Genomic DNA, 25,878 nt, shown 5'->3' on the forward strand with positions numbered 1-25,878 from the left:
GGTGTCAACGACGGGGTGCGTCAGGGGGGAGTCTGGCGGGGGGACGCACGCGAACCCCGCGGGGCTCGCGTGCGTCGTATTGGGAGGGACAGATTAATTGCCGCTCGACAGCAGGTTTTCCGTGTCGAGATCGGCCTCGTGCACGCCGTAGCGACCCGCCGCGATCAGCACCTCGTCGTCGTCGATGACCGGCGTGACGCTGTAGTACCAGTTCCAACCCGGGAAGAATGCCGTGGAAGTCGGCGTCGTCGGGTCGTCCAGGTTCGCCATGAGAACGCCGCCGTTCAGCGAGAAGAAGGCGCGGCGCTCGTCGACGCTGAGCAAGGTCGCGTTGGCCGGGCGCTTCACGTTCGACAGGACCTGGAACGTATTGTTGTTGCCGCTCTTCGGCTTGAGGACGCTGAAGCGGTCATTGTTGTTCGTGTAGTAGCTGTAGGGCTCCCACACGAGGTTGTGCGCGGCGACCGGCCTGTCGCCGTCGATGAAGAGCTGGCCGACGGACCTGTTCACGAAGTGGTGATAGTTGTCGAGCTCGGCCTTCTTGCCCTTGATCTGCAGCTTCGCGACGGCGGTCTCGATGTACTGGCTGTCGCCCCAGACCAGATCCTGCGTGAAGAGGGTGTTGCCCTTCTTCGCGATGAACCTGCCCGGCACGTTCATCGGGGCCTCGAGCTTCGGCTGTGACGGGTGCTTCAGGTCGATCTGCTTCAGGAAATACCGCGCGTAGGGGCGCGTGTCGCCGGGCTTGGTCTCCGACTTCTTGACGGTGACATAGATGTCGTCGTCGTCCGCGTTCACCTGGACGAACTCTTCGTCCTGCCCGGCCGTCACGTCGATCGGCGCGAGGAGCGTCGGGTGGGACGGGTTCGAGAAATTCACGAGCGTGAGCTTTGCCTTCGTCCGGTAGCGCGCCGCCTCGTAGTCGCTCCCGTAGCAGTACGACCAGGCCTGCGATTCCGCTTCCGACCAGTCGAGCGGGACGCACGTCGACTCCGCGTCTGCGTGATCGGTGCACTCCGCGAACCCGCCGACGCAGTATTCGAGCGCGCCGTCGTTGATCTTTCGGCATTCGCGCCTGCCCGTGAAGACCGTGCAGCCCTCCTGGCCCCGGCACGACGACCAGTTGTAGGTGTACGAGTAGCAATACTCCATCGCGACCGGCTCGCCCGGGACGTCGGTCGTCGAGACGAACCCGAGCGTCTTCTTTCCGACGACGCCCCCGGCCCCGTAACCGTAGTAGTAGTAGCTGTACGGCAGCTCCGTCGTGACGAGCTGGCCGGCCTCGACCGGGTGCGCCGGATCCGAGAGGTCCCACGCCTTGATGGTCGTCTCGAAGTTCGGATAGTCGATCCACTTGCCGGAGACGCTGACGAGCAGGTCGCCCACCTGGTAGTACTGCGCGTTCACCGGGATCTCGATGGTCGCCACGGGCGTGCCGGTGTCGACGGGCTCGTCGTCCGGAATGATCTCGACCTTGGCCTTCGCGTTCGGATCGTACCAGTACCAGTAATCGTCGAAGTCCGGTCCGCGCAGGCGCGCGCGGTGGTCGTCGAAGACCCAAACCTGCGTGTAATCCGGGGCGAGGCCGAGCTCGCCGACCTTCTCGGGCGCGTCGAGGTTCGATTGATCCCAGATGCGGAGGTTTGTCTCGGACAGGTTTGCCCCGTTCGTCGCGTCGAGCTTGAACGTGCGACGGACCGCGTCCGTATGGTCCATGATGCCGCGCCGCGTGATCGTCGAGTTCGAGAACGTGAAGATCTGGACGGCGGACTCGTACGAATAGGTGCCGTTCACGTACTTGTAGCCGGCGAAGGGCAGGAGCACGAGGCCCGTCTCGGCCTCGCCCGTCGGCGCCGTCACGTTCACCGCGTTGTGGAGCACGCTGAACGCGCGGTGGTCCCAGTTCGCCTCGGACCAGTTCCAGCCGTGGTCCTCGCCGGCCACCTCTTTGCGGGCGAGCAGCGGGTTCGGGTTCTCGAGGTTCGTGATGTCGTAGAGGCTGACGGCGAGCTTGCGGCCGTTCTGATCGTCGACGCCGATGCCGACGAGGCGCGTGTTGTCGAACGCGGGCCGGAAGAAGTCGTTCCAGCCGGACACGATGAACTCGCTCTTCTCCTCGGCGTGGCCGTTCGGATCGATCGAGAACGCGTGGAACGGATCGTAGTTGCGGTACGTCACGGCGAACGCCCGATCGTCGAGGAAGACCGCGGCGAAGAGCGACATGTTCTCGCCGAACGCCACCGTGTCGATCGGCACGACGTTGTCGAGGTTCGACGCGTCGTACGTCTGCAGGTAGCTATGATCGCCCGTGCTCCATTGCGGTCCCGAGAAGATCCGGAGCTGGTCGTTCCGGTAGTCCATGTGGAATTGCGACCGGATGTAGCCGTTGACCGTCACCTCGTCGCGCTGGACCATCGTGCCGGCGTTGTCGGAGATGTCGATGATCGCGACGTCGCTCTGCCCCGACGACCACCAGTGCTGCTCGCGCGCGACGAGGAGCACCTCGTTTTCCGCGTGGATGGCCGAGACGTAGCCGCCGAGGGGCAGCTCGCTCTTCTCCGTCATCGCCGTCTGGTCGACGTCGAAGCTCTTCACGGTGCTACCGAGGATCCACTCCCAGTAGCCTTGATCGTTGATGAACCAGTCGTAGTGGCTCGCGGCGACGAACAGCGCGTCCTGCGTGGCGCCGTTCGCGTAGCGGCTCGTCTGGATGTACCCAGGCACGTCGTACTGCGAGCGCACCACGGGCTTCGACGGGTTCGAGATGTCGACGAGGAGCACGGTGCCGCCCGACGTGCTGTCGACCTCGAGGCTGTTCGGCTTGCCCTTGTAGCCGTACCAGTCGTTCATCAAGAGGATCGCGCGCGTCCCGTCGACGTACATCTCGACCGGCGTGCCGCCCACCTGGAGCTGGCCGACGACCTTGGGCTCGGTCACGTCACTGACGTCGATCACCTGCAGGCCGCGATACCAGTTGAGGTTCAGGAGGGTGCCATTGTTCATGACACGGTAGATGTCGCCCTCCTCGAGCTCCTGCTCCTCTTCCTCCTCCTCTTCTTCTTCCTCCTCTTCCTCTTCCTCTTCTTCGCCCCACGTGAACTGGTAGTTCGGCTGATCGGCCGACAGGAACGAGGTCGGGCCCTTCGCGGCCTCCTTGCTCTCGCCCGTGTTCTCCTCTCCATCACCCGTATTCGTGGCGCACCCCTGCCCTGCCACGAACAATAGCGCCGTCAAGAGACCCGCCGTTCGTGCCACGGGGCCACGATTCAAGAAGCTGCGCATCGAGTCGCTCCCTTCGTCCTTCACACAAGATGAAGGAATAAAAGTCTTCCTACCTAACCGACGCGTCCGGGGGTCGTCAAGGCGCCGCCGCACCGTGCTCACGAGCGCCTATGTGCATACATGTCGGACAACGATGCCGTGCGTTGCGTCAATGGCGAAAACCTGCTGTCCGTATGGGTGCAAAATATCTGCTGCGGTGTCGCGGACGCTCCGTCCCCGGGGGACGCCCTGGGCTGTGCGACGATTTCGTGCGGCCTTGCGCAGGTCGGCGATCCTTGGTAAGGGTCGGAGTTCCCTTCAGGACGATTCCATGCGGCAGAGAAGCCCTCATTCGATAGCCTGGTTTTCGGCGCTCGCCTCCGCGGCGGCGCTGTCTTTCTTCGGCGCGGCGGGCTGCCAGCGCGACGGCGCGAAAGAGGGCGAGGCGGCGCCGGCTCCGAGCGGCGCGGCGAGCGCGGCTCCTTCGCCCGACAAGAAGAAGGCGCGCGTCCGCGGACCGGACCTGCACGACGACCGCTTCGACGCGAAGATCGCCGAGAACCTGCCGAAGGTGCCGGACCCGAAGATCACGGGCCCCGACAATGCGGGCGCGCCGCTCGACAATCAGGTCTTCCGGGACCGCGTCCTCGGCTTCGCCCGAAAGGTCGCGGCGATCGAAAAGGAAGGGGAGAGCGTCGCCTGCGAGCTCCCCGTGACCTCCGCGAAGCCATTCCGCGCCGTCGTGTGGGGATATCGTGAAGGCGTGCAGGTGGCGCGCGGCGAGGCTTCGGACGCGTCGTTATGCGTGACGCTGAAAGAAGCAACGCGGCGCGCCATCGCCTCCGGGGGCGGGACGAAGGAGGCGCTCGGGACGACGCGGCTCGCCATCGAGCTGCCGGACCACGGCATGTCGATCCTCGAACACGAGGGCAAGGGGCTCGAGCTCGATCACGGGCTCGTCCCGCTTCGATCGTTCGACAAGGCGCTGCTCGCGAAGCGCATCGACGAGGGGCAAGCGTATCTGCTTCGCGTCCTCGACGCCGAGCACAAGGGGGCGCACAAGTACTATCACGCCCCGGCGGATGCGTTCGAGCCCGAGCTCCACACCATTTACACGGCCTCGACGGGCTTCACGCTGCTCAAGCTCCACGCGATGAAGAAGGACAAGAGCCTGCTCGACAAGACGAAGAGCACGGCCGAATTCCTCCTTTCGATGCAGAGCCGCGACGAGCGTGACCACACCGCGGGCGGGTTCTTCTACACGCTCGACCTGAAGCGCGGCAAACCCGAGCGAAAGCTCGTCGTCGGCACGACGTCGAAGACGATCTTCACGCTGCTCGAGCTCCACGCCCTGACGAAGGACGCGAAGTACATGGACGCCGCGCGCAAGGCCGGGGATTGGCTCATTTCGATGCAGCTCCCCACGGGCGCCGTGCGCGCGTCGTTGAGCCAGCACGAGGGCGGGCCCTGGACGGTGCAGGCAAAGGAGTCGACGCTGTATACCGGGCAGGTCCTCTCGGCGCTCTCGCGTTTGCACCGCGCGACGAAGGACAAGAAGTACCTCGACGCCGCCGCGTCGACGGCAATGTTCCTCTCGCAGAAGGTCGAAAAGAACGGCTGCTACGTCGGCGACGAGTACCGCAAGCCGAACCCGATCTCGAGCTCGTGGCTCGTCCTCTCGCTGCTCGATTTCGCGAAGTCCACCGGCGACAAACGCATCGAGGACCTGGTCTTCCGCTGCTCGCGCGAGCTCCTCGGGCGGCAATGGAAGCGGTCCGAGGACGCCTACCGGCATGGGCGCTGGAAGGGCTCGCTTTCGAGCAGCGGCACGGGATGGCTCGCCGAGGTCATGAGCGAGGTGTTCATGTTCTGCCGCGACAAGGGCAAGGAGAACTGCGACGCCTACAAGGACGCCGTGGTCGCGGCCGTCCGGCAGATCATGCAATACACCTACGCGCCCGAGAACGATTTCGTGGTGAAGAACCCGAAGGCGGCCGCGGGCGGCGTGTTCTGGAGCGTGCGGGAACGGTACGTCCGGACAGACTCCGTTTGTCACGCCATGAACGCGTACATCAACATCCTGCCGTTCCTCGGGGACGGCGCGCTGCTCGAGCTGCCCGAGATGCCGCTCGCAGAGAGGCTCGCCTTCGATTCCGATGCCGATGACAAGAAAGCCGAGGCCGAGGATCGGGCCGGCGGCGACGACCCCGAGGGCGCGGACGACGCGCCGATGTCCCGCGCCGAGGATCCGGCCGAGGAGGGCGCGATGAAAGGCCCGCGCCGCGGGCCGATGAGCGGGGGGCCGGACGACGGGCCGCCGAGGCCTCGTTTGCCCAAGGGTTTCAGGCCCCAGGGCGGCCGGGGCCCGAGGCCGCCCGGCCCGCCGCCGCAGGGGATGCCGCAGTAATCAGAAAATCTCGGGGCAATACGGGTGGCGCGGCGCGACGAACATTCGATCGGCGCGCTCGAGCGCGCCGTCGGTCCGCGGAGCGACGCCTCCGACCTCCGCGAGGCGCGAGAACGAAAACCCGCCGAGGTACGCCGATCCGAGCGCCGCGGCCGTTACCCGCAAATCACAGGGCTCCTCGGTCCGCGTCACGCGCGAGGTGGCCGCGTCGAGCCGATACCGCCCCGTGTTCCACGGGCAGAATTCGTCGTCGACCTCGATCACGATCGAGCCCTCCGCGCCATAACGCCGCGCCGCGAGCGCCGAAGGCACGTCCACGATGCGGACCCACACCGAGTCGTAGGTGCGGTAATGCATCCGCCGCGGCTCCGCGAGCAGGAGAAAGAGCGGGTGATCCGGGGGCAAACACGTGGCGTTGATCCGCGTCGCGAGGTCGAGGTCGCAGAGGTACCGCCACACGGCGCGCGTGCCCGCGGGCGACGCGCCCATCGCCTCCTGCACCGTGACGACGGTGGTCGGGATCTGCGGGTCCGAGTGTTCGAGGCGGACGCGATAAAGCGCATAACCCTCGTCGCGGCCGTCGACCTTCACGATCACGCGCTGCTGCGGCCCCGATCCGGCCCGCACCGACTCCAGATCGAGCAGCCTCCGAAAGCTCCACCAGAGGGGCGAGCGCGACGGCATGCACGGGGCGGCGCGGCGCGCGCGCTCGTACAGGCGTGGCATGCGTTCGAGCGCCTCCGCTTCGCTCACGAAATGCGCCTCGAAGGGGACGGGCGAACCCACGAATGCGGAGCGGTTGCGCTCGATCGACACGTCGCCCGAGAATGCGGCGATGCCGTACCCGAAGCGACCGTAAATCGTCGCCTCGGTCGCCCAGAGCGCCGCGATGGGCTGCCCGCGGTCCCGCGCGTCGGCGAGCTGTCGCGCGATGAGGTTCCGCAGGATGCCGCGCCTCCGGTGCGTCGGCAGCACCGCGACCATCGTCAGGCCCGACGTGGGCACGGTGCCGCCGCCGGGCGTGCTGAAGTCGAAGGCGAATGCTCCGGCGGCGCCGACGATCTCATTGCCGTCATAAGCCCCGATCCGCGTGGCGAACTCGGGAAGACGTCGGGCTCGTTCCGCGCGCTCGGGCGAGGGCGGGAGGCCAAAGGCCGTGAGGATGGGGTGGGCAAACTCGTCCGTGTGCTCGGGGCCGAGGAGGCGAATCTCGATGGACATGGCGGGACGAACCTACCACATGGTTCGTCCCGCCCGCGCGCTTGCTCCGTGCTCCGTGTGTCGCCGGGGCGCGCGGAGGGGCGCATAGGCGTCTTCGTGGTGGACGATCGGTGACGTCCCCGATGGCACGGCCCTCGCAAACGTCGATCTGACCGCCAAATCCGGGGGAAATGATGGCCGAACGGTTCACCTTGCCCGTCCTACCGCTGCGCGACACGGTGCTGTTTCCCGGGCTCGCGACGCCGATCACCGCAGGAAGGCTGAAGACCTTGCGCGCGGTGGAGATAGCGCTCCGCGCCGACGGGGAGGACAAGCGCGTCTTCGCCGTCGCGCAACGTGACACCTCGGAGGAGCCCACGGAGAGCAGTCTCTTCGCGGTCGGCGTGATCGGGCGGATCGCCCAGGTCCAGCGGCTGGGGACGGGGCTCTCGCTCGTCTTGCAGTGCGAGCGCCGCGCCACGGCGCTGCGATACGTCACGGAGGACGGGATCCTGCGCGCGGCTTGCGTGGAGCTCGCCGATCTGCCTCGCCGCCCCGGGGAGGAAGCGGTCGTGCTCGCGCTCGCCCGCGAGGTGCGCGAGCGGGCGATCGAGTACGGCAAGCGCCGCGGCGCGCCGAAAGAGGCGCTCGAGCAGTTCCTCGGCGGCGTCGAGGATCCGAGCGCGCTCGCGAACCACGTCGCGTTTTACCTCGATCTCCCGGTGGCCGAAAAGCAGGGGCTCCTGGAGACGCTGCGGACCGTGGAGCGGCTGCGCGCGCTCACGGTGCATTTGCATCGGCAAATCGGGATCGCCGAGACGCAGGAGAAGATCCGGACGACGGTGCAGGAGGAGCTCGGCGAGAGGCAGCGGGAGCTTTATCTGCGCGAGCAATTGAAGGCGATCCAGAAAGAGCTCGGCGAGGAGGACGAAGCGGGCATCGCGGATCGGCTGGAGAAGAAGATCGACGCGGCGGATCTGCCGATCGAGGTGCGCGAGGAGGTGCGCCGCGAGCTCGGTCGGCTGCGGCGGATGAGCCGGGAGACCTCGCCCGAGGCGCAGGTCGTGACGAGCTGGCTCGAGTGGGTCGGCGATTTGCCGTGGAATCGGCGGACGGACGACCACGTCGATCTGGAAATGGCGCGGCGGATCCTCGACGAGGACCATTATGGCCTCGGCGACGTGAAGGACCGGGTGCTCGAGCTGCTCAGTGTGATCAAATTGCGCCTGAAGGGGCAGATCTCGGCGCCCGAGCGGGCGCAGCGGGCGGCGCGCGGGCCGATCCTGCTCTTCCTCGGGCCGCCCGGCACGGGAAAGACGAGCATCGCGGAGAGCATCGCGCGGGCGATGGGTCGCAAATACATCCGCGTCTCGCTCGGCGGCGCGCGCGACGAGGCCGACATCCGCGGGCATCGGCGCACGTACGTCGGCGCGATGCCCGGCCGCATCCTGCAGGGCATGCGGCGCGTGGGCTCGAAGAACCCCGTCTTCACGCTGGACGAGATCGACAAACTCGGCGTCTCGTATCAGGGCGATCCGGCGGCGGCGCTCCTGGAAGTGCTCGATCCGGCGCAGAACGTGACGTTCGTCGACCATTACCTCGGTTTGCCCTTCGACCTCTCGGAGGTCCTCTTCGTGTGCACGGCGAACCTGCGCGAGGGCATCCCGGCGCCGCTGCTCGATCGCATGGAGACGATCACGTTCCCGGGATACACGGAGATCGAAAAGCTCGAGATTGCCCGGCGGTATCTGCTCCCGCGGCAGCGGCGCGAGTGCGCGCTCGAAGAGGAGCAGCTCGTCGTATCGGACGCGGCGCTGCTCGACGTCGTCACGAGCTACACGCACGAGGCGGGCGTGCGGCAGCTCGAACGGGCGATCGGCTCCCTCGCGCGAAAAGCGGCCCATCGCATTGCGACGGGCGCGGCGCAGCGGGTGCTGGTCGAGACGGTGGCGGACGTCCGGGCGCTCCTGCGGCGCCCACGCATGCGGCCCACGACCGCGCTCGATCGAGACGAACTCGGGGTCGCCACGGGCATGTATTACACGCAGGAGGGCGGCGACATCATGCACGTCGAGGCGAGCATCGTTCCGGGCAAGGGCGAGCTCGTGCTGACGGGGCAGCTCGGCGACGTCATGAAGGAGAGCGGTCGCGCGGCGCTGACGTATGCGCGCGAGCACAGCGCCGCGCTCGGCGTGCCGCGGGAGCGGCTGGAGGGGCGGGACATCCACGTCCACGTGCCCGCCGGCGCGATTCCGAAGGACGGGCCGAGCGCGGGCGTGACGATGGCGACGGCGATCGTGTCGGCGCTCTCGGGCAAACGCGTCCGGCGCGATGTCGCGATGACCGGAGAAATCACGCTGCGCGGGCGGGTCTTGCCGATCGGCGGCGTGAAGGAAAAGGTGCTCGGCGCGCACCGGGCGGGCATTCCGGAGATCCTCCTGCCGCGGGACAATGAAGCGGAGCTCGAGGATCTGCCCGAGGAGGTGCTGCGGTCGCTGCATTTCCACCTCGTCGAGACGCTCGACGAAGTGCTGGCGATCGCCTTGCGCGCGGCGCCTGCGGCCGCCTGGCCGGTGGAGGTGGAGACGCCGCGGGCGGCGTGAATCTCACTCGTCTTCGTTCGACACGAAGACCTGCGTGGAGAAGCGGAGCTGGCCGGTGGGCGCGTCGCGTGTGGCGGTCATGGTCAACGTGCTGACGGATTGGTCGCCGTCGAGGTCGCCCACGGCGGCGACCTCGACGCCCGTGGCGCCGGGATCGGGGCCGCCGAGGGGCGGGCCGAGATACGCTTGACCCACGGAATACCGATATTGGTAATACGTCGGGTCATCGAGGCCGAAGCGGACGCAGCGCCAGCAACACTGGTCGAAGTCCTTGCCGCTCAGGTTCTCGGGCTGGTATTTCCGGGCCGCGGGGACGTTTTGCGGCGCGACGCAGAGCATGGTGCCGCCGCATTCGGGGCACCAGGTCGTGGTGCTCGCCTCCGAGAGGCTGCCGAGGGCGAGGACCTCGCTCTTCGCGGCGCGCTCGGTGAGCATCGCAATGCCGCGGGCGATGGCGCCGAGGGTCTGCTTCGCTTCGCTGACCCTCGCCGCCGCGAGATAACGCCGCACGCCGAAAATGGCGAGCGCTGCCAGGATGCCGACGATCGCGACCACGATCATCAGCTCGACCAGGGTAAACCCTCGCCCCTCCCTCCGCCGCTTCATGTTCCTCGTTCCCCTGGAGAGCGCGCGTCGAGCACGCCACGTGCCATCCGCGTATCGTCCTGGATTCTGCGCTTCGATGCAAGAAAGCGGAGCGCGCCGATCCGCAGGCGCTGCGGTGCGTCACGCTCCGGTGACGAAAATCGTCACTTCAAGGGGGGAGGGGTGACCATTTCTGTCAAGGAGAGACGGTCATTTCGGATCCGTCGCGATGCACTCGCCCTCGCCGCGGAAATGCCCCACGGTGCGAGAGAGGTCCGTGACGAACGCACCGAGGTCGTTCACGTCGCCGGCCGCGCCCGTGCCATAGGCGCCGTCCGCGGGATCGATGTCCACGAGCTTCTTGGCCGCGAGCTCGGCGAGCGTCACCTCGCCGTCGTTGTCCGTGTCCGCCGAGGCGAGGGCGTTGAAGCGCAGCTTTGCGTTCGGCGATTGCAGGTCGTCGTAGAACAGGTGATCGCCGTGGATCGTGAGCTCCACGTTGTCGGTGCCGCCGTTCGTGACGAGGACGCCGACCGTCTCGCGGCCGTCTTTTTCGCCTTTGCATTCGGTGTATGCCGTGGGCACGCCGAAGCCCCAGCGGAACGTCTTTTTCACGGCGCCCTTCGTGGCCTCGCCCTCGGCCCAGATGGCGTATTTGCCTTGCTTCATCGCGTCGAGGTCGGCCGAGGTCGCGCCGTCGCCGAGCTCGGTATCGCTCGCCGCGGGGCGAATCTCGAAGCTCACCTTCGTCCAGGGCTTGGCCTCGAGGTTGGCGAACGTGGCGACCGGCTTGACCCCCGGGGCCACGTGATCGACGAGCTTCGTGGTGGTTATCTCGACGAGGGCGCCGGTATCGTCGGCGATGCGCACGCCGCCGACCACGACGAGAAACTTCGAGAATTTGATGTTCCAGCCGTCCTCGAAGTCGGACGCCGGGATCTCCTCCTCGATGTACCCCTCGCCCCAGGTCGTGATCACCACATCCCCCGTGGCCGCGGATTCATCGGCGCCGCAGCCGGCGAGGAGCGCGGCGGCGAGGCAAAGGTGCGTCACTCCAAACAGTCGTTTCATGTGTGTTCTCCTCAGGGTGTCGAATATTCGAAGGTCACGGCGGACCCTTTTTTGAAGCCGCGCGCGATCGCACGGAAGGCCAGGCCGTCCCGCGGCAGGACCACGGGCGAACCGTCCGCGCTCTCCGGAACCGCGTCGAATTCGGCTTGATCGAGCCATACGCTCGGCGCGACGTGGATCGTGATCGTGCCGTCGTCTTGCACGTCGGGCTCGCCCTCGAATGCGCATCCTTCGAGGCGCGGCTCGCCGTAGGCGTCGAGGACGTCGGAGGCGTCGGCCTCGACACGGAAGATTCGTGTCAGCGTGTCTTTTTTCGCCTCGCCTTCGAGCACGACGACGTGCCCCGCGAGCGTGTCTTTCGCGTCGCCCGTGGGCGCAGGCTCGTACGTGAAGCGGGCGGAGCGATAAAGTCCGGCCACGCCCTCGCCGGGCGGGAGGTCCGCGGGGCCTTTCGCGAGGTCCACCGAGGACGAGACGAGCACCTGGCCCATCGCGTCGCCGGCCTGGTAATGGCCGGGGTGCGCGTGGGCCAGGCCGAGGCCGAGAAATCGCGCGAACGTATCGCGCGGACGCGGAGGCGCGGCCGAGGCCGAGAAGATCGGCGCGCCATTGAAGTAATAAAGCGGGCCGACGGAGACGGCGGCGAGCGAGAGGCGGATCGACCAGCCGTACGCATTGACGAACGGCGCGTCGATCCCGTCGTCGGCGACGATACGCGTCTGCAAGGCGACGCGCTTGCCGCTCGTGGTCTCGGCGGGGCCACAGGCGGAGGCGAGGGTGGCCGTGGCGAGGGAGAGTCCGACCAGGAAAAACCCGGCGGCGGACGAGAGGCCCAGACGAACCATAGAGAGCTTCATGTGTTCCTCGGGTTCTAGAGGTGGAGGGAGAGGGTGCCCATCAGGGTGAGCGGCGCGCCCACCGTCACGTGATCGAGCGGCACGAGCGAAGACGCCGCGCCGCGCGTGAAGCTCGAAGCATAGGTGAACTGGCCGTCGTACCATTTCGCGTCGAGCAGGTTGTAGACGTCGAGCTCGATCTCGACCTCGCGGAGCCGCGCGCCAATCGTGGCGTCGGCGAGGAAGATGTCCCGGCCAAACTCGGCGAAGCGCAGGGGCCGGACGCCGAGGTACGCGAGGCCGACGCCAATCTTGCCGACGAGATCCCGACTGAAAAGGCGGGCGAGGCGAGGCGTGAGCGCGATGTCGGTGCGCGCGACGAGCTGCGGCGTGTAGGGGACGAGCGAGCCGATGTCTCCCTTGGGACCCGCTTCGGTGAACGAGGCGCGGGTATACGTGACGCTGCCGCTCTCGACGATCCACGCGCGCGGGCGGAGGACGAAATCGAGCGAAAAGCCGGTGCGCTGCGTGGCGTGGACGCGCTCGTAGGCGACGGCCTTTTCGTCGAAGACGAGGTCGTCGGAGAGGCGGGTGTGAAAGACGGCGAGGTTCGCGCGCATGCGGTCGCCGTCGGCATAACGGAGGCCTGCCTCGAAGGAGCGCACGGTGGTGAAGGGCGTGCGTTCGCCGTCGCCGAGGGTCCGGGCCTGCGGGGAGCGAAAGCCGTCGCCATAACTCGCGACCGCGTGAAGGCCCGGGAGCAAGGTGACGTCGACCGTCGCTTTTCCTCCCATGCGCGCGCCCATGGCGGCCCGCGCCGCGCCCGCGCCTTCGCCCGCGGCGAGGTCCGTGACGCCATAAAAGAGCCCGTCCACGCGCACGCCGCCGCGGATCACCACACGGCGGAGAGGCCGGAGCGAAGCGTCGACGTACCCGGCCACATCGGCGGCGCGGACGTGGGCGTCGACGAGCGTTTCCATCACGCGATCGGTGACGACCGAGAGCCGGCGCTGCGATTGCTCGATCGAGTCGCCGCGGGCCTGGACGCCGATTTCGAGGGCGTCTTCCGGGGAGAAGATCTGCGTCTTGCGGTGGTAATGGGTGGACAAACCGAACGTCGTCGCCTCGTTGATCTGCTGCTGCGAGTCGCCGTCGATCGGGTCGAGGAGGAAGCCCGTGTAGTTGGCGCGGAGGCGGAGGCCACGCGCGACGAAGTAGGGGGTGAAGGAGAAGCGCGCCTTGCCGTTTTCGTCGTCGTGATCGAGGGAGAGGACGACCTGGATGCGGGTCGAGTCGCCGCCCTGGCGCGCGTCGTAGGTCGCGAATCGATCGACGAGGCCACGCTCGACGTCGTCCTGGCGGAGGACGCCCGCCGAGGAGAAGCGCGCCGCATAGGCCGAGGCCATCACGCGGGCCGAGAGGCTCGTGCTGATCGGAAAGACATGCTGGGCGATCGCCGAGGCGCGGCGCGCGGCGCGCGAGGGGCCGAATCCGTCGGTGCTTTGTGCCTCGAATGCGCCGAACGTCGCTTCGGTCGTGCCCGCGGGCCGATAGGCGAGGAAGAGGCGTCGTTCGCCGTAGGTGCCGAGCCCGGGGGACGAGGAAAAACCCGTCTCGGCGAGGCCGAGATCCATTTCGATGGTGCCCGCGACCGCGAAATCACCCTGCCGCGGGTCGTAGGGCCCGGCCTTCGCGCGGACGCTCTTCACGACCTCGGGCATCACGAAATGCAGGTCGGCATAACCCTGGCCGTGGATGTTCGAGACCTCGTTCACGGGCGCGCCCGCGACGCGGAGCTCGAGATCCTGGCCGTGCGCCGCGTCGAAGCCCCGCAAAAAAATCTGGTGCGCCTTGCCCTGGCCGCCGTGCTGCGTGATGAAAACGCCGGGCACGACGCGCAGGAGATCACTCGCCGTGCGATGCGGCGCCGCCGCGAGGACGTCGCGCCTTTGCACGACCTCGGAGGCGCTGCGCGGAGGACCTTCGCCGCGAACGGTCACGGCAATCGGCCGCGGGGGCGGCGGCGGATGCGGATGGGGATGCGAGGGCGGGTCCACGAGGCCGGGCGCGGGTTTGTCCGCTGGTTTGTCCGGGGAAACCGCCGCCACGCCCTCGAATCGGGCGATCATCCGGATCCGCGCTTTCACGGCCGTGCCACCCCGGCGCGCGGGCTCGAATGTCCACTGCGCCGCGGCGCGGATCGCTTCGGCATCGAAGGCCGGCGAGACGCTCGCCTCGACTTCGATCGCCACGGCGCGGCCGTCGGGGCCGACCGTGATCAAAAGCGGGACGATCACGTCGTGCGCCTCCGCGCGGCCTTCGGGCCACGTGGGCGCGGGCTGGCTCTTCGGCGCGGGCGGCGTGACCTCGTCGTGCGCGCGCGCGGGCAAGGCGACGAGCCATGCCAGAAGAAGGAGGGACGAAGGGAAAAGGAGGCGCGGACGCAAACGAAGAACCCGTCCCGAGCTGGTAGCACGAATAATGTGCAGCGTGCCACCCGTTTCGATCGGCCGGCAGACGTACGTCTCACCCGGCGCGGCGGCTCCATGACGCGGGACGGCAAACCCATCTTGACTCGTCGCTTACCAACTGGTAGGGAACTCCTGACCGGATGGTTTTGGCTCGATCTCCCGACCCCGACGTGCCGCGCGCCATCATCGCCGCGGCGACGCGCCTCTTCGCGGCGCAAGGCTTCGACGCGACCAGCCTGCAGGCGGTGGCGGACGAGGTCTCGTTGACGAAGCAGGCGGTGCTGCACCATTTCCCGTCGAAGGAGCACCTGCGCCAGGCGGTCCTCGGCGCGATCCTCGCCCACTGGAACGATACGTTGCCGCGGCTCTTGCTCGCGGCGGCGGCGAGCGAAGATCGTTTCGAGGCGGTGTTCGGCGAGCTTTCCGGGTTCTTCGCCGCGGATCCGGACCGCGCGCGGGTCGTCTTGCGCGAGGCGCTCGATCGGCCCGCCGAGATGCGGAAGCTCTTGCGAGGGCCGGTGCGCCCATGGCTCGAGGCGGTCGCGGGGTACATTCGCTCCGGGCAGGCCGCGGGAAAACACCACGCAGACGTCGATCCGGAGGCATACGTGGTGCAAGTGATGCTTTTCGTCATCTCCGCGGTCGCGACGGCGTCCGTGATGCAAGGGGCGCTCGACGACGACGCGCGCGCCCGCAGCGACAAGGAGCTCGCCCGGATCGCGCGCGCGAGCTTGTTTACCCCCGCCCGGCCGCGCGGCGGGGCCCTTCCGACGAGGTGAATCCATGGCCAATTTCTTCACCGACAACGACGACCTGCGGTTCCATTTCGAGGAAGGCGTCGACTGGGCTCCGCTCGTGGAGGTGACCGAGCTCGGTTATCGAACCGAGGAGGGCTTCAAGACGCCGGAGGAAGCCGTGGCCTTCTATCGCGAAGTGGCCGAATCCACGGGCGCGCTCGCGGCCGAGCAGATCGCGACGCGCGCCGCGGCGATCGATCGCGAAGACACGCACCTCGAAGACGGTGAGGCGATCGCCGGGCCGGCGATGAACCAGATCTTCGAGGCGATCAAGGCGGCGGAGCTGCACAGGCTGTGTTTGCCGCGCGAGCTCGGCGGGCTCAATGCGCCGCTGCTTCTGTATTTCCTCTCCGGGGAGATGATCGCGCGCGCCGACGTGTCGGTGATGACGCATCACTCGTTCCACGGCGGGATGGCGATGGCCATGCTCGTGTATTCGATCCACGAGGGATCGACGGCGCTCGATCCGGCGCGCGGGCGGATCGAATCCACGCGTTTCGCGAGCGCGATCGAGGAGATCGCCCGCGGCGACGCCTGGGGCTGCATGGACATCACGGAGCCGAACGCGGGCAGCGACATGGGCGCCTTGCGCACGCGCGCGGAGCTCGGGGCCGACGGGCGCTGGTATCTCTCGGGCCAGAAGATTTTCATCACGTCGGGGCACGGGAAATACCATTTCGTCATCGCGCGGACCGAGGACGCGAAGGACCCGGCCGATCCGTTCGCGGGGCTCGGTGGTCTCTCGATGTTCCTCGTCAAGGCGTACGACGATCTGCCGGACGGGACGCGCAAGCGGTACGTGACGATCGATCGGGTCGAGGAAAAAATCGGGCACCACGGCTCGGTGACGGCGGCGCTCTCGTTCGAGAACGTGCCGGGGGAGCTCGTCGGCAAGCGCGGCGAGGGGTTCAAATACATGCTCGTGCTCATGAACAACGCGCGCGTCGGCGTGGGGTTCGAGAGCATCGGGCTCGCGGAGTGCGCGTATCGTTTGGCGAAGGAGTATGCCGAGGAGCGGCGCTCGATGGGGAAGCCGATCGCGCGGCACGAGATGATCGCCGATTACCTCGACGAGATGCGCACGGACATCCAGGGGCTGCGAGCGCTCGCGGTGGACGCGGCGTACAGCGAGGAGATGGCGCAGAAGCTCGTGCTCTTCGAGCGATTCTCGGCGGGGCTCGGGCCGGCCGAGCGGGAGCGCGTGGCGCGTGAGCTGCCGCGGTGGCGCGCGCGGTCGCGCAGGCTCACGCCGCTCTTGAAATACCTGGCCGCGGAGAAGGCCGTGGAGATCGCCCGGCGCGCGATCCAGATCCACGGCGGCGTCGGGTACACGAAGGATTACGGCGCGGAGAAGCTTTTGCGCGACGCGCTCGTGATGCCCATTTACGAGGGGACGAGCCAGATCCAGGCGCTCATGGCCATGAAGGACACGCTGATCGGCGCCATCAAGCGGCCGGGTGATTTCCTCGGGCGGATCGCGGACGCGCGGCTCGGCGCGCTCACCGGGAAAGACGAGCTCGATCGGCGCCTCGCGCGGGTGCAGGGGTATTCGCTTTCGGCCCAGCAGCACCTCCTCACGCGCACCGCGGCGGGCAAGCTGCGGACGCTTTCGGTCGTGCCGTTCGCGGGCTGGCGCGACGCCTTGACGAAGGGCTGGGATCCGAAGCGGGATTTTTCGCTCGCGATGCTGCACGCCGAGCGGCTCATTCGCCTCCTCGCGGACGAGGCCATCGCGGAGATCCTGGTCGCACAGGCGAAAAAACATCCGGGGCGGCGGGAGCTCGCCGAGAGGTATCTCGATCGGGCCGAGCTCCGGGCGCGCGCGCTTCACGAGGAAATCACCACGACGGGCGGGCGCATCCTCGCGATGCTGTCGCCCGAGGCCGAAAAGCAGGCCGTCGCCGCGGAGTGAAGCCCATGGGTGTCTCGACGAAACACGTGCTCTCGCAGCTCCCGGTGCTGCGAGGAATGGGGCAGGCGGCGCTCGCGGCGCTCGTGCGCCGGCCGGCGAGCGGGATCGATCCGGAGCGGGGCGGGTGGCTGGAGGAGGAGATTCCGCCGCGGCCCGCGGACCTCGTGCGGGATTACGTGCGGCACGTGGGCGGCGATCCGGCGTGGTATCGCGGGCGCTTGCCGGCGCACATGTTCCCGCAATGGGGATTTCCGCTCGCGGCGCGGGCGCTCGCGGTGCTGCCGTATCCGCTCAGCCGCGTGGTGAACGCGGGCTGTCGGATCGAGCAACGCGCGATGCTGCCGGCGAACGAGCCGCTCCGCGTGCGGGCGCGGATCGATCGCGTGGACGACGACGGTCACCGGGCGCTCGTGACGCAGGTCATCGAGACGGGCACCGAGAGCGCGGGCATGGCGCTCGTGGCCGAGATGCGCACGTTCATCCCGCTCGAAAAGCGCGAGGGCAAGGAGAAGAAGGCGCGGCCGACGGTGCCGGCGGACGCGCGCGAGATCGCGTTTTCCCGCATCCCGGAGAGCGCGGGGCTCGATTTCGCGAAGCTCACCGGGGATTTCAATCCGATTCACTGGATCGCGCCGTATGCGCGCGCGGCGGGTTTCCGGTCGTGCATCCTGCACGGGTTCTCGACGCTCGCGCGGGCGATCGAGGCCTTGAATCGAGCGCGGCTCGCGGGGGATCCGGGTCGACTTTCGACCATCGACGTGCGGTTCACCCGGCCGCTCGTCCTGCCCGCGCGGGTCGGCGTGTACGTCGATCAGAATCGCGGGATCTGGGTGGGAGACGCCCATGGGGGCGGAAGTTATCTGGAAGGTCACTTCGACGCGGAGATCAGGCCATGAGTGACGTTTTGCTCGAGATTGGTAGGAACGCCCGGGCGCGGGCGGTCGTGAGCGCGCTTGGTTTGCCCATTCCGCTGCCGGTGCCGCTCAGGCGCGCGCGCGGACCGTGGCGCGAGAGGCCGCTCGCGGACGCGAGTGTCGTCGTGGGCGCGTCGGCGGGCGCCGAGCTCGCGCCCGTGATCGCGGAGACGCTCGCGGCGGCGGGCGCGAATGCGTATTTGACGGGCACCGATTCGATCGCCTCCGCGTTCGTGGAGCCGGGCGAAGCCTACGGCAGGCCTGCGCGGCCGTTTTCGGCGCTCGGGGACAACGAGCGTGTCGCGGGCGTGGTCTTCGATGCGACGGGGCTCCGGGACGTCGCCGGCCTTCGCGCCCTTTACGAGACGTTTCACCCGCTGGTCAGCCGCCTCGCGCGGTCGGGGCGCGTGCTCGTGCTCGGGCGGCCGAGCGGGAATGGGCCCGCGGCCGCGGCCGCGCAAGCCGCGCTCGAAGGGTTCGTCCGGAGCGTGGCGAAGGAAATCGGCCGCGGGGGCGCGACGGCGAACCTCGTGCGCGTGGAGAAGGGCGCCGAGGCGCGCCTCGGGCCCGTGCTTCGATTCTTGCTTTCGCCGCGATCGGCGTTCGTCTCGGCGCAGCCGTTCGTGGTCGACGCGCGGACGAAGATGTCCGACGACAAACCGCCGTTCGTGCGGCCGCTCGAAAAGAAGGTCGCGGTCGTGACGGGCGCGGCGCGGGGCATCGGCGCCGCGACGGCGCGGCGGCTCGCCGAGGAGGGGGCGCACGTGGTCTGTCTGGACAGACCGGGCGACGATGGGCCGACGAGCCAGCTCGCGCGATCGATCCAAGGCACGGCGCTGCTCGTGGATCTCGGGGCGGATGACGCGCCCGCGCGGATCGCGGAGGTGGTGCGGGGGCTCGGCGGGCTCGATGTCGTCGTGCACAACGCGGGGATCACGCGGGACAAGACGCTCGGGCGCATGAGCGAGAAGCAATGGGACGAGGTGATCGGCGTGAACCTCGGCGCGGTCGTCCGGACACACGAGGCGCTCGAGCCGCTGATGCGCGAGGGCGGGCGTGTCGTGTGCCTGTCGTCGATCGCGGGGATCGCCGGCAACGTCGGGCAATCGGCGTATGCGGCCTCGAAGGCGGGGATCCTCGGGTTCGTCGCGGGGCTCGCGCCCATCGTGGCGGAGCGGGGCATCACGGTGAATGCGGTCGCGCCGGGGTTCATCGAGACGCGGCTGACGGCGGCGATCCCGGTGGCGGTGCGTGAAGCAGGGCGGCGCCTCGCCGCGCTCGGGCAGGGTGGTTTGCCCGAGGACGTGGCCGAGGTCATCACATTCCTCGCGAGCCCGGGGGCCGCGGGGATCACGGGGCGTACGGTGCGGGTCTGCGGAGGCGCGCTCATCGGCGCGTGAGGGGAACATGGGGATGTCCGGAAAAACAGGGCGGCGGGCGGTGGTCGTGGACGGGCTGCGAACGCCGTTCGTCAAGGCATTCACGGATTTCACGAAGCTCGACACGATCGCGCTCGGCGTGGCCGCGACGCGGGGCCTCTTGAAGAAGGCGAACCTCGGGCGGCGGGACGTCGAGTCGATCGTGTGGGGCGGGGTCATCCTGCCCGGGACGGCGCCGAACGTGGGGCGCGAGATCGCGCTGGATCTCGGGCTCGATCCGGCCTGCGAGGCGATGACGGTGACGCGGGCGTGCGCGTCGGGGCTGCAAGCGGTGACGCTCGCGGCGGCGGCGATCGAGCGTGGCGAGGCGGACATCGTGATCGCCGGCGGGAGCGATTCGACGAGCAATGCGGAGATCAAGCTGCCGCAAAAGGTGGTGCACGCGCTTGCGCCGGTCGCGCTGGGGAAGGCCGATCCGAAGGCCATTCTCGGCGCGGTCGGAAAGCTCGCGCCGTTCACGGACATCCTGCCGACGCGGCCGAAGATCGCCGAGCGGACGACGGGCGAGGTGATGGGCGAGGCGGCCGAGAAGATGGCGCGGCGAAATGAGATTTCCCGCGCGGCGCAGGACGCGTTCGCGGCGCGCTCGCACCACCGCGCGGCGGCGGCGATGGCGTCGGGCCGGTTCGACGAGGAGGTCACGCCGGTCGAGGCGTCCGAAGGGAAATGGGTGCACGCGGATGGCCTCGTGCGCGCGGATACGAGCGAAGAAAAGTTGGCAAAACTTCGGCCCGTGTTCGCGAAAGACGGGACGGTGACGGCGGGCAACGCGAGTCCTCTCACGGACGGCGCGGCGGCGGTGCTCTTGATGAGCGAAGAGAAGGCGCGGGCGCTCGGATACGCGCCGCGCGCGGCTTTGACTTCGTGGGCGTACGTGGGCGTCGATCCGGCGGATCAATTGCTCATGGGGCCGGCGCTCGCCATTCCGAAGGTGCTCGACCGGGCCGGGCGTACGCTCGCCGAAATTGATCTCGTGGACCTGCACGAGGCGTTCGCGGCGCAGGTGCTCTGCGTGCTGAAGATGCTCGGCAGCGCGGCGTTTGCGCGGGAGCGGCTCGGCAAGAGCGCGGCCGTGGGCGAGGTGGATCCGGCGCGGCTCAACGTGCACGGCGGCTCGATCGCGCTCGGTCACCCGTTCGGCGCGACGGGCGCGCGCATGGTGACGACGATGGCGAACGAGCTCGTTCGTGCGGACAAACGGACGGCGCTTCTGGGAATTTGCGCGGCGGGCGGGCTCGGGGCGGCGGCGCTGCTCGAGCGGATCGATTGATCAGGGACCACAATTCGCGTTCTTGGTGAACCAGTCCGCGAGCTTGCCGTCGGCCTCGACCTTGTCGAGCTGTTCGAGGATGGGCACGGTTCGGAACGCGCCCTCGTCCCGGAACGCCCGATAGACACGGACAGCCGTCCGCAAGCCCTCGACCTGGCCCGCCATCGGATCGGCGCGCGGGTTCTCGATCTGGTGCGCCGCGACGCCGAGGATCGTGTGGGCGAGGAGGATCGTCGCCACCGGCGAGTGGCTCTTCGGGTTCGGGCCGTCGATGTAATCGCGGAACCACGGGCAAAGTGTCACCTCGATGTCGGGGCTCGCGGAGGCCCACGCGACCGCGTTCGAGATGTGCTCGCGGCTCGCCTCCGAGAGCGGCGCCTGGCTCATCTTCTTGAACACCGCGGCGATCGCCAGGAGGCGCGGGCGCGGCAAGGGCTCGCCCGGCGGGCCGAAGGGGTTTTCCACGTCCTTCATCGCCTCGAGCTTCCGCTCTGCGGCCGGGCAGCCGTACATGTCGACGAAGATCTCGACCTCGCCGTCCGGACACTCGACCACGTACCTGTCGATGATGTGCCCCGTGTGGTTCGCGCCGACGTTGCCCGAGCGCGCCTCCCGCCCTTTTTGGGGATCGGCGCCGAGCGGCTGCGAGCCGTCCTTGCACGTGTACTCCGAGATGAAGGCGTAGCTGTCGACCGGGCCGCAGCGGGGGACCGGGTGTTCCTTGTCGCGGCCGAGGTCCGGGTCCGTCGGGGTCCGCCTCGCCGTCGTCGGTTTTGCCTTTGCGTCCGGGCTCGCGTCCGCGTCCGCGTCCGCGGCCGTCTGCGGCGTGGTCGTTTGCGCGCCTCCGCCGCAGGCGATCGTGAACAGGGAGAGGCCGATTCCAGCGATGGGGAAGAGGAGTCGTCGGAGCACGGGGGACCTCGTGTTCGGGGGGAAACGGCATGGTACAGCGAGGCCGCCCACCGGTGTCACTTTTTTCTGGGCGCGCCTTCGGGTCGCTTGTCGAGGACCCTTCGACGCCTACATTTCGCGTCCCCGCGCGAAAGGTCGCGCCGTATCCCGGAGACGAGAGAGCCCATGCGAGCCATTGTGATCGAACAGTTCGGAGGTCCCGAGACGCTGAAGGCCATGGATCTGCCGACGCCCGAGCCCGGCCCGGGCGAGGTGAGGATCCGGATCGCCGCGTCCGGCATCAACCCGGTCGACTGGAAAATTCGCGAGGGATACCTGGCGCAGGCCCTTCCGCACCGATTCCCGCTGATCCCCGGCTGGGAGTGCGCGGGCACGATCGACGCGCTGGGCGCGGGAACGGGGCGTTTCCAGCGCGGCGACGCCGTGTACGTATACACGCGCAAGCCCGAGGTGCAGGGCGGGACGTACGCCGAATTCGTGGTCGTGCCGGAGTCGTTCGTGGCCGCGAAGCCGAAATCGCTGCTGCTCCACGAGGCGGCGAGCGTGCCCTTGGCGGGGCTGACGGCGTATCAGGCGCTGTTCCGGCGGCAGACGGACGTGGGGCCGGGGCGGACCGTGCTCGTGCACGCGGCGTCCGGCGGGGTCGGGATGTTCGGCGTGCAGCTCGCCAAGCACGCGGGGGCGACGGTGATCGGCACGGCCGGCCCGGACAACCAGGATTTCATTCGCTCGCTCGGCGTCGATCACCCGATCGATTACCGCGCCGGCGACGTGCGCGCGGCCGTCCGGGCGATCGCGCCTGAAGGCGTGGACGTGGTGTTCGATTGCGTGGGCGGCGCGACGCAGGCCTCGAGCTACGAGCTCGTGAAGCCCGGCGGGCGGCTCGTGAGCGTGGTGGACACGCCGAACGCGGACGAGGCGAAGGCGCGCGGGATCCGGGAGGCGTATTACCATTTCGTGGAGCCGAACGCGGAGGAGCTCGCGAAGCTCGGGGAGCTCCTCGACGCGGGGAAGATCCGCACGCACGTCTCGTCGATCCTGCCGTTCGCGGAGGCCGTGCTGGCGCAGGAGAAGAGCCGCGAGGGGCGCACCCGCGGCAAGGCCGTGCTCGTCCTGTAAAACGGTCGTCCGCACAAGCGGCCACGCGGCCCGCCGCGCGTGGCCGCGCGCGTCAGGGGTTTTCCTTGGGAGCCGGGGGCGGCAGGTTCTTGCCCCAGACGAATTGGCAAGCCGCGACGGCGAAGCAAAGCACGAGGCAAATGAGCCAGAAGACCGGGAGGCCGGTCTTCGGCAGGAGGCGCATGCTGATCGAGGGGGCGCCCATCGCGCCGAAGCTGAAGGTGAGCGAGAAGGCGCCCTGGTAGCGGCCGCGGAGGTGCTTCGGCGAGAGGTCGGCGACGATGCTCGCGTTCACGGGCGCGAAGATGATCTCGCCGAAGGTCCACACGGCGACCGTGGCCATGTACGCCGGGAGCGTCGAGGCGAGCGCCATGGCGCCGAATCCGAGGCCCGTCAGCGTCGCGGCGCTCGCGAGGAGGACGCCGCGCGGGACGCCCTTCACCCACCGCGTGACGAGCGGCTGGCACAGGACGATGAGCAAGCAATTCGTGGCGACCGTGATGCCGTAATGCTCGGTGGTGAGGCCCTTCTGGCGCATGTCCTCCGGCATGGCCGAGAGGTGCTGGAAAAAGACGAGCGTGAGCGCGAGGTTGCAGAGGAGAAACGGGAGGTATTTCCCGTCGAAGAAGGGCGTGAGCACGCTGCCGCGATTGTCGCGGTGCGCCTCGGCCGGTCGGCTCTCGGGGACGGAGCGCCAGATGATCGCGGCGAGGACGAGCGTCGTGAGCGCGTCGCCGAGGAAAAGCGCGAGGAAGCTCCGCTTCGCCATGAAGCCGCCGAGGACGGCGGCGAACGCATACCCGAGGTTCACGGCCCAGTATTGCAGGGAGAACGCCTTCACGCGGTGCTCGGGCGGCACGACGTCGGCGATGAGGGCCTGGCTCGCGGGGCGGAACATGTCCGCGAAGAAGCCGAGGAAGACCGTGGCCGAAGCGATTTGCCAGATCTCGCGCGCGAGGCCGAGGCCGATCATGAAGGCGGAGCTCGCGACGAGCGAGAGGAGCATGGTGGCGCGGCGGCCGAGGCGATCGGAGAGGGCGCCGCCGAGCAAGGTGCCCGCGAGCGAGCCGGCGCCGAAGAGCGAGGCGATGAGGCCCGCGGTGGGGAGGTCGAGGCCACGCTGCTGCGTGAGGTAAACGAAGAGGAGCGGGACGACGAAGCTGCCCGCCCGGTTGACGAGCATGCCGGCCCAGAGCGACCAGAACGCCCGGGGCAAACCCTCGGTGATGTCGGCGAGGCGGACGGCGAGGGCGCTCATTTCACGATTGCCGCGACGGTGCCGCGCACGCACGCGTACGTCAAGCGCGGAGCATCAAAAGGATCGGATGGCCGCGCTGAGGCCGGGCGCGCCGCGGTTGCCCGCGACGTCGCCGTCGCCGCCCTTTCCGCCGGAGCCGGGTTTGCCCGTGGCGAGCGAGACGGCGCCGCGAAGCTCGGGCTCGGCGCCGACGTGGGCAATCACGACGGCAGGCCCGCCGAGGCCGCCGCCGCCGGAGCCGCCCTTGCCGCCCTTGCCGCCCGCGCCGCCCGGACAAGCGTCGGGCGCGGCGAGGTTTTTTCCGGTGCCGCCCTTGCCGCCCATTCCGCCGAGGCCGCCGAGCTGGCCATCGGCGCCGTCGCCGCCGCGCCCGCCTCGATGGACCGCGACGCGGCCGTCCCAGAGCACGATCGAGGATTCGATGCTGGCGATGCCGATGCTCGCGCCGCCGGGACCGCCGCCCATGCCGCCACGTCCGCCGCAGCCGCCGGTGCCGCCGCTGCCGCCGCTCGCGCCGGCGCCGGGCGTCGCATTGGTGCAAATCGAGGCCGCGCCCCGCGCGCCCCCGGCGCCGCCGCCGCCTTGTCCGGGCAGACCGAATCCGCCCTTGCCGCCCGCGATGCCGAAATACCCCGTGGCGTCGATCCGCCCGAAGCCCGCGGCGCCCGTGCCGGGCGTGCCCCGCGATCCCTGCGTGCCGGGCGTGCCCTTTCCGGTCGCGCAGCTCCAGCCGCTCCCCGCGTCGCCGGCGCCGCCGAGACCGAAGCTCATCGCCGCGGGCGTGCCGAACTCGCCCGCTTGTCCGGGGGTCGATTGCAATGAATCCGGCAGGATCGCGCCGCCGTCGCCGCCTTGCCCGCCGATGGTGACGCTGCCGTCGTCGCACGTGCGCTCGACGCGTGTGCCGCCCGGGGTCCCGAGGTCGGGATCGGCGACGCACGCGGCCTGGCCGTCGAGTCCCGAGGCGCCGTCGAGGGCGGGATCGGACGGGAGGCTCGTGCCATTCTCGCCGTCGGCGCCCGCGCCGGCGCGCACGTCGCAGCGCCGGAGATCGGCGTGGGTGTGGTCGGCGAGCAGGGCGATCGACGATCCGCCGGGGCGGGTCGCGTCGGCGGCGAAGACGGCGAGGTCCTCGATGCGAGTCACGCGCGGGCCGGGCGCGAGCACGAGCGGGATCTCGTCGGGCCAGCCGTAGAGGCGGGTCTTCTGGGTGTTGTCTGTCCAGCGGTACCCTTCCTCGCAATCGAGGCCGCCGAAGACGCTCGCGCCGGCGGGCAGGACCAGGCGCTCGTGGAAGTCCTCGGCGCAGGCGTAGATGGGGCGATCGGCGCCGGCGATCAGCGCGGCGTGGGCGAGGGTGCGAAACGGTTTGTCCTGGGTGCCCGGGTCGTCGTCGTCGCCGAGGCTCGCGGAGACGAAGACGCCACAATCGGCGGGGACGGGTCCGGCGTTCCAGGCGGGCACGCAGCGTGGGACCACGTACCGTTCGCCGGTGGCCCTCGTCTCGCAAATGGGGCCATCGGTGCATTCGGCCTCGGGAGCCGGGGCGCAGCTCGCGGCGAGCGCGAGCAGGGCGAGGGGCAAGAGGGCGAGGCGCGCGGCCCCGCCGAGGTTCGTCGGCATGATCGATCGCTTCCGGAGTGGGCTTTGAAATGGAGAGGACGGCGCTCGCAGCGAGCACGCGTCCGGGGCCCTCGGGGGCCGCCGGGCATCGCATCGCGAGCGCCGACGATTTGGATGACGAGGCGTGGGCCCGGTTGCGGAAATCGCGGAAGGATTGCAAGGCGCGGAGCGCACGTTCGGGACGATGTTGACGCCCCCGG

The 25,878-nt window shown here is 69.0% G+C and carries 17 protein-coding genes; 8 read left to right on the forward strand and 9 right to left on the reverse strand.

All coding sequences use genetic code 11. From position 1 onward, the window contains the following. Positions 1-93 precede the first annotated feature (93 nt). Positions 94-3,282, reverse strand: coding sequence for a beta-propeller domain-containing protein (locus tag QHF83_RS06340; RefSeq protein ID WP_282416871.1), 3,189 nt, complete (start codon positions 3,280-3,282; stop codon positions 94-96). 310 nt (positions 3,283-3,592) lie between these two features. On the opposite strand from QHF83_RS06340, the gene QHF83_RS06345 reads away from it, so the two are divergent. Then, complete coding sequence (locus QHF83_RS06345; protein WP_282416872.1) at positions 3,593-5,668, forward strand: glycoside hydrolase family 76 protein; 2,076 nt, start codon at positions 3,593-3,595, stop codon at positions 5,666-5,668. On the opposite strand, the gene QHF83_RS06350 is transcribed toward QHF83_RS06345, so the two are convergent. Next, entirely contained in the window at positions 5,669-6,889 is a 1,221-nt protein-coding gene (locus QHF83_RS06350; RefSeq protein ID WP_282416873.1) for a GNAT family N-acetyltransferase, read from the reverse strand. A gap of 170 nt (positions 6,890-7,059) precedes the next feature. Here QHF83_RS06350 and lon point away from each other — a divergent pair, with 170 nt between their 5' ends. Beyond that, entirely contained in the window at positions 7,060-9,471 is a 2,412-nt protein-coding gene (gene lon, locus QHF83_RS06355) for an endopeptidase La (RefSeq protein WP_282416874.1), read from the forward strand. Between the two features lie 3 nt (positions 9,472-9,474). On the opposite strand, the gene QHF83_RS06360 is transcribed toward lon, so the two are convergent. The 4 genes from QHF83_RS06360 to QHF83_RS06375 form a co-directional block, all read right to left on the reverse strand. Next, positions 9,475-10,077, reverse strand: a complete 603-nt coding sequence (locus QHF83_RS06360) for a prepilin-type N-terminal cleavage/methylation domain-containing protein (protein WP_282416875.1) — start codon at positions 10,075-10,077, stop codon at positions 9,475-9,477. Positions 10,078-10,266: 189 nt separating this feature from the next. Next, positions 10,267-11,127 carry a hypothetical protein gene (locus tag QHF83_RS06365; protein WP_282416876.1) on the reverse strand — a complete coding sequence of 287 codons (861 nt, stop codon included), beginning with the start codon at positions 11,125-11,127 and terminating at the stop codon, positions 10,267-10,269. A gap of 11 nt (positions 11,128-11,138) precedes the next feature. After that, positions 11,139-11,984: a hypothetical protein gene (locus tag QHF83_RS06370; protein ID WP_282416877.1), complete on the reverse strand. Its 846-nt coding sequence runs from the start codon at positions 11,982-11,984 to the stop codon at positions 11,139-11,141. A 14-nt stretch (positions 11,985-11,998) separates the two neighbouring features. Beyond that, a complete protein-coding gene (locus QHF83_RS06375; protein ID WP_282416878.1) occupies positions 11,999-14,410 on the reverse strand; it encodes a TonB-dependent receptor in 2,412 nt (803 codons plus the stop codon). 164 nt (positions 14,411-14,574) lie between these two features. Here QHF83_RS06375 and QHF83_RS06380 point away from each other — a divergent pair, with 164 nt between their 5' ends. From QHF83_RS06380 to QHF83_RS06400, 5 genes are read left to right on the forward strand one after another with little or no spacing between them, the layout of a single operon-like run. Beyond that, the gene (locus tag QHF83_RS06380; protein ID WP_282416879.1) at positions 14,575-15,213 is read left to right on the forward strand and encodes a TetR/AcrR family transcriptional regulator; all 639 of its coding nucleotides are present in this window, start codon (positions 14,575-14,577) and stop codon (positions 15,211-15,213) included. A 4-nt stretch (positions 15,214-15,217) separates the two neighbouring features. After that, on the forward strand, positions 15,218-17,143 hold the full coding sequence (locus tag QHF83_RS06385) for an acyl-CoA dehydrogenase family protein (protein WP_282416880.1): 1,926 nt from the start codon (positions 15,218-15,220) through the stop codon (positions 17,141-17,143). A 5-nt stretch (positions 17,144-17,148) separates the two neighbouring features. After that, positions 17,149-18,039, forward strand: a complete 891-nt coding sequence (locus QHF83_RS06390) for a MaoC/PaaZ C-terminal domain-containing protein (protein WP_282416881.1) — start codon at positions 17,149-17,151, stop codon at positions 18,037-18,039. Further along, positions 18,036-19,457 (forward strand): 3-oxoacyl-ACP reductase, encoded by a 1,422-nt coding sequence (locus QHF83_RS06395; protein WP_282416882.1) that lies wholly within the window; start codon positions 18,036-18,038, stop codon positions 19,455-19,457. The genes QHF83_RS06390 and QHF83_RS06395 overlap by 4 nt, the downstream gene beginning before the upstream one ends. Before the next feature lie 13 nt (positions 19,458-19,470). After that, positions 19,471-20,766 (forward strand): acetyl-CoA C-acyltransferase, encoded by a 1,296-nt coding sequence (locus QHF83_RS06400; RefSeq protein ID WP_282416883.1) that lies wholly within the window; start codon positions 19,471-19,473, stop codon positions 20,764-20,766. Here the strand turns inward: QHF83_RS06400 and QHF83_RS06405 are convergent, their stop codons facing one another. Continuing rightward, entirely contained in the window at positions 20,767-21,678 is a 912-nt protein-coding gene (locus QHF83_RS06405; protein ID WP_282416884.1) for a hypothetical protein, read from the reverse strand. 165 nt (positions 21,679-21,843) lie between these two features. On the opposite strand from QHF83_RS06405, the gene QHF83_RS06410 reads away from it, so the two are divergent. Beyond that, complete coding sequence (locus QHF83_RS06410; RefSeq protein WP_282416885.1) at positions 21,844-22,797, forward strand: NADP-dependent oxidoreductase; 954 nt, start codon at positions 21,844-21,846, stop codon at positions 22,795-22,797. Positions 22,798-22,849: 52 nt separating this feature from the next. Here QHF83_RS06410 and QHF83_RS06415 read toward each other — a convergent pair whose 3' ends face one another. Next, positions 22,850-24,055 (reverse strand): MFS transporter, encoded by a 1,206-nt coding sequence (locus tag QHF83_RS06415; protein ID WP_282416886.1) that lies wholly within the window; start codon positions 24,053-24,055, stop codon positions 22,850-22,852. A 54-nt stretch (positions 24,056-24,109) separates the two neighbouring features. Beyond that, complete coding sequence (locus QHF83_RS06420) at positions 24,110-25,678, reverse strand: PGRS family protein (RefSeq protein WP_282416887.1); 1,569 nt, start codon at positions 25,676-25,678, stop codon at positions 24,110-24,112. Positions 25,679-25,878: the final 200 nt, after the last annotated feature.

Source organism: Polyangium sp. 15x6, assembly GCF_029960785.1.
Classification (GTDB): Bacteria; Myxococcota_A; Polyangia; order Polyangiales; family Polyangiaceae; genus Polyangium.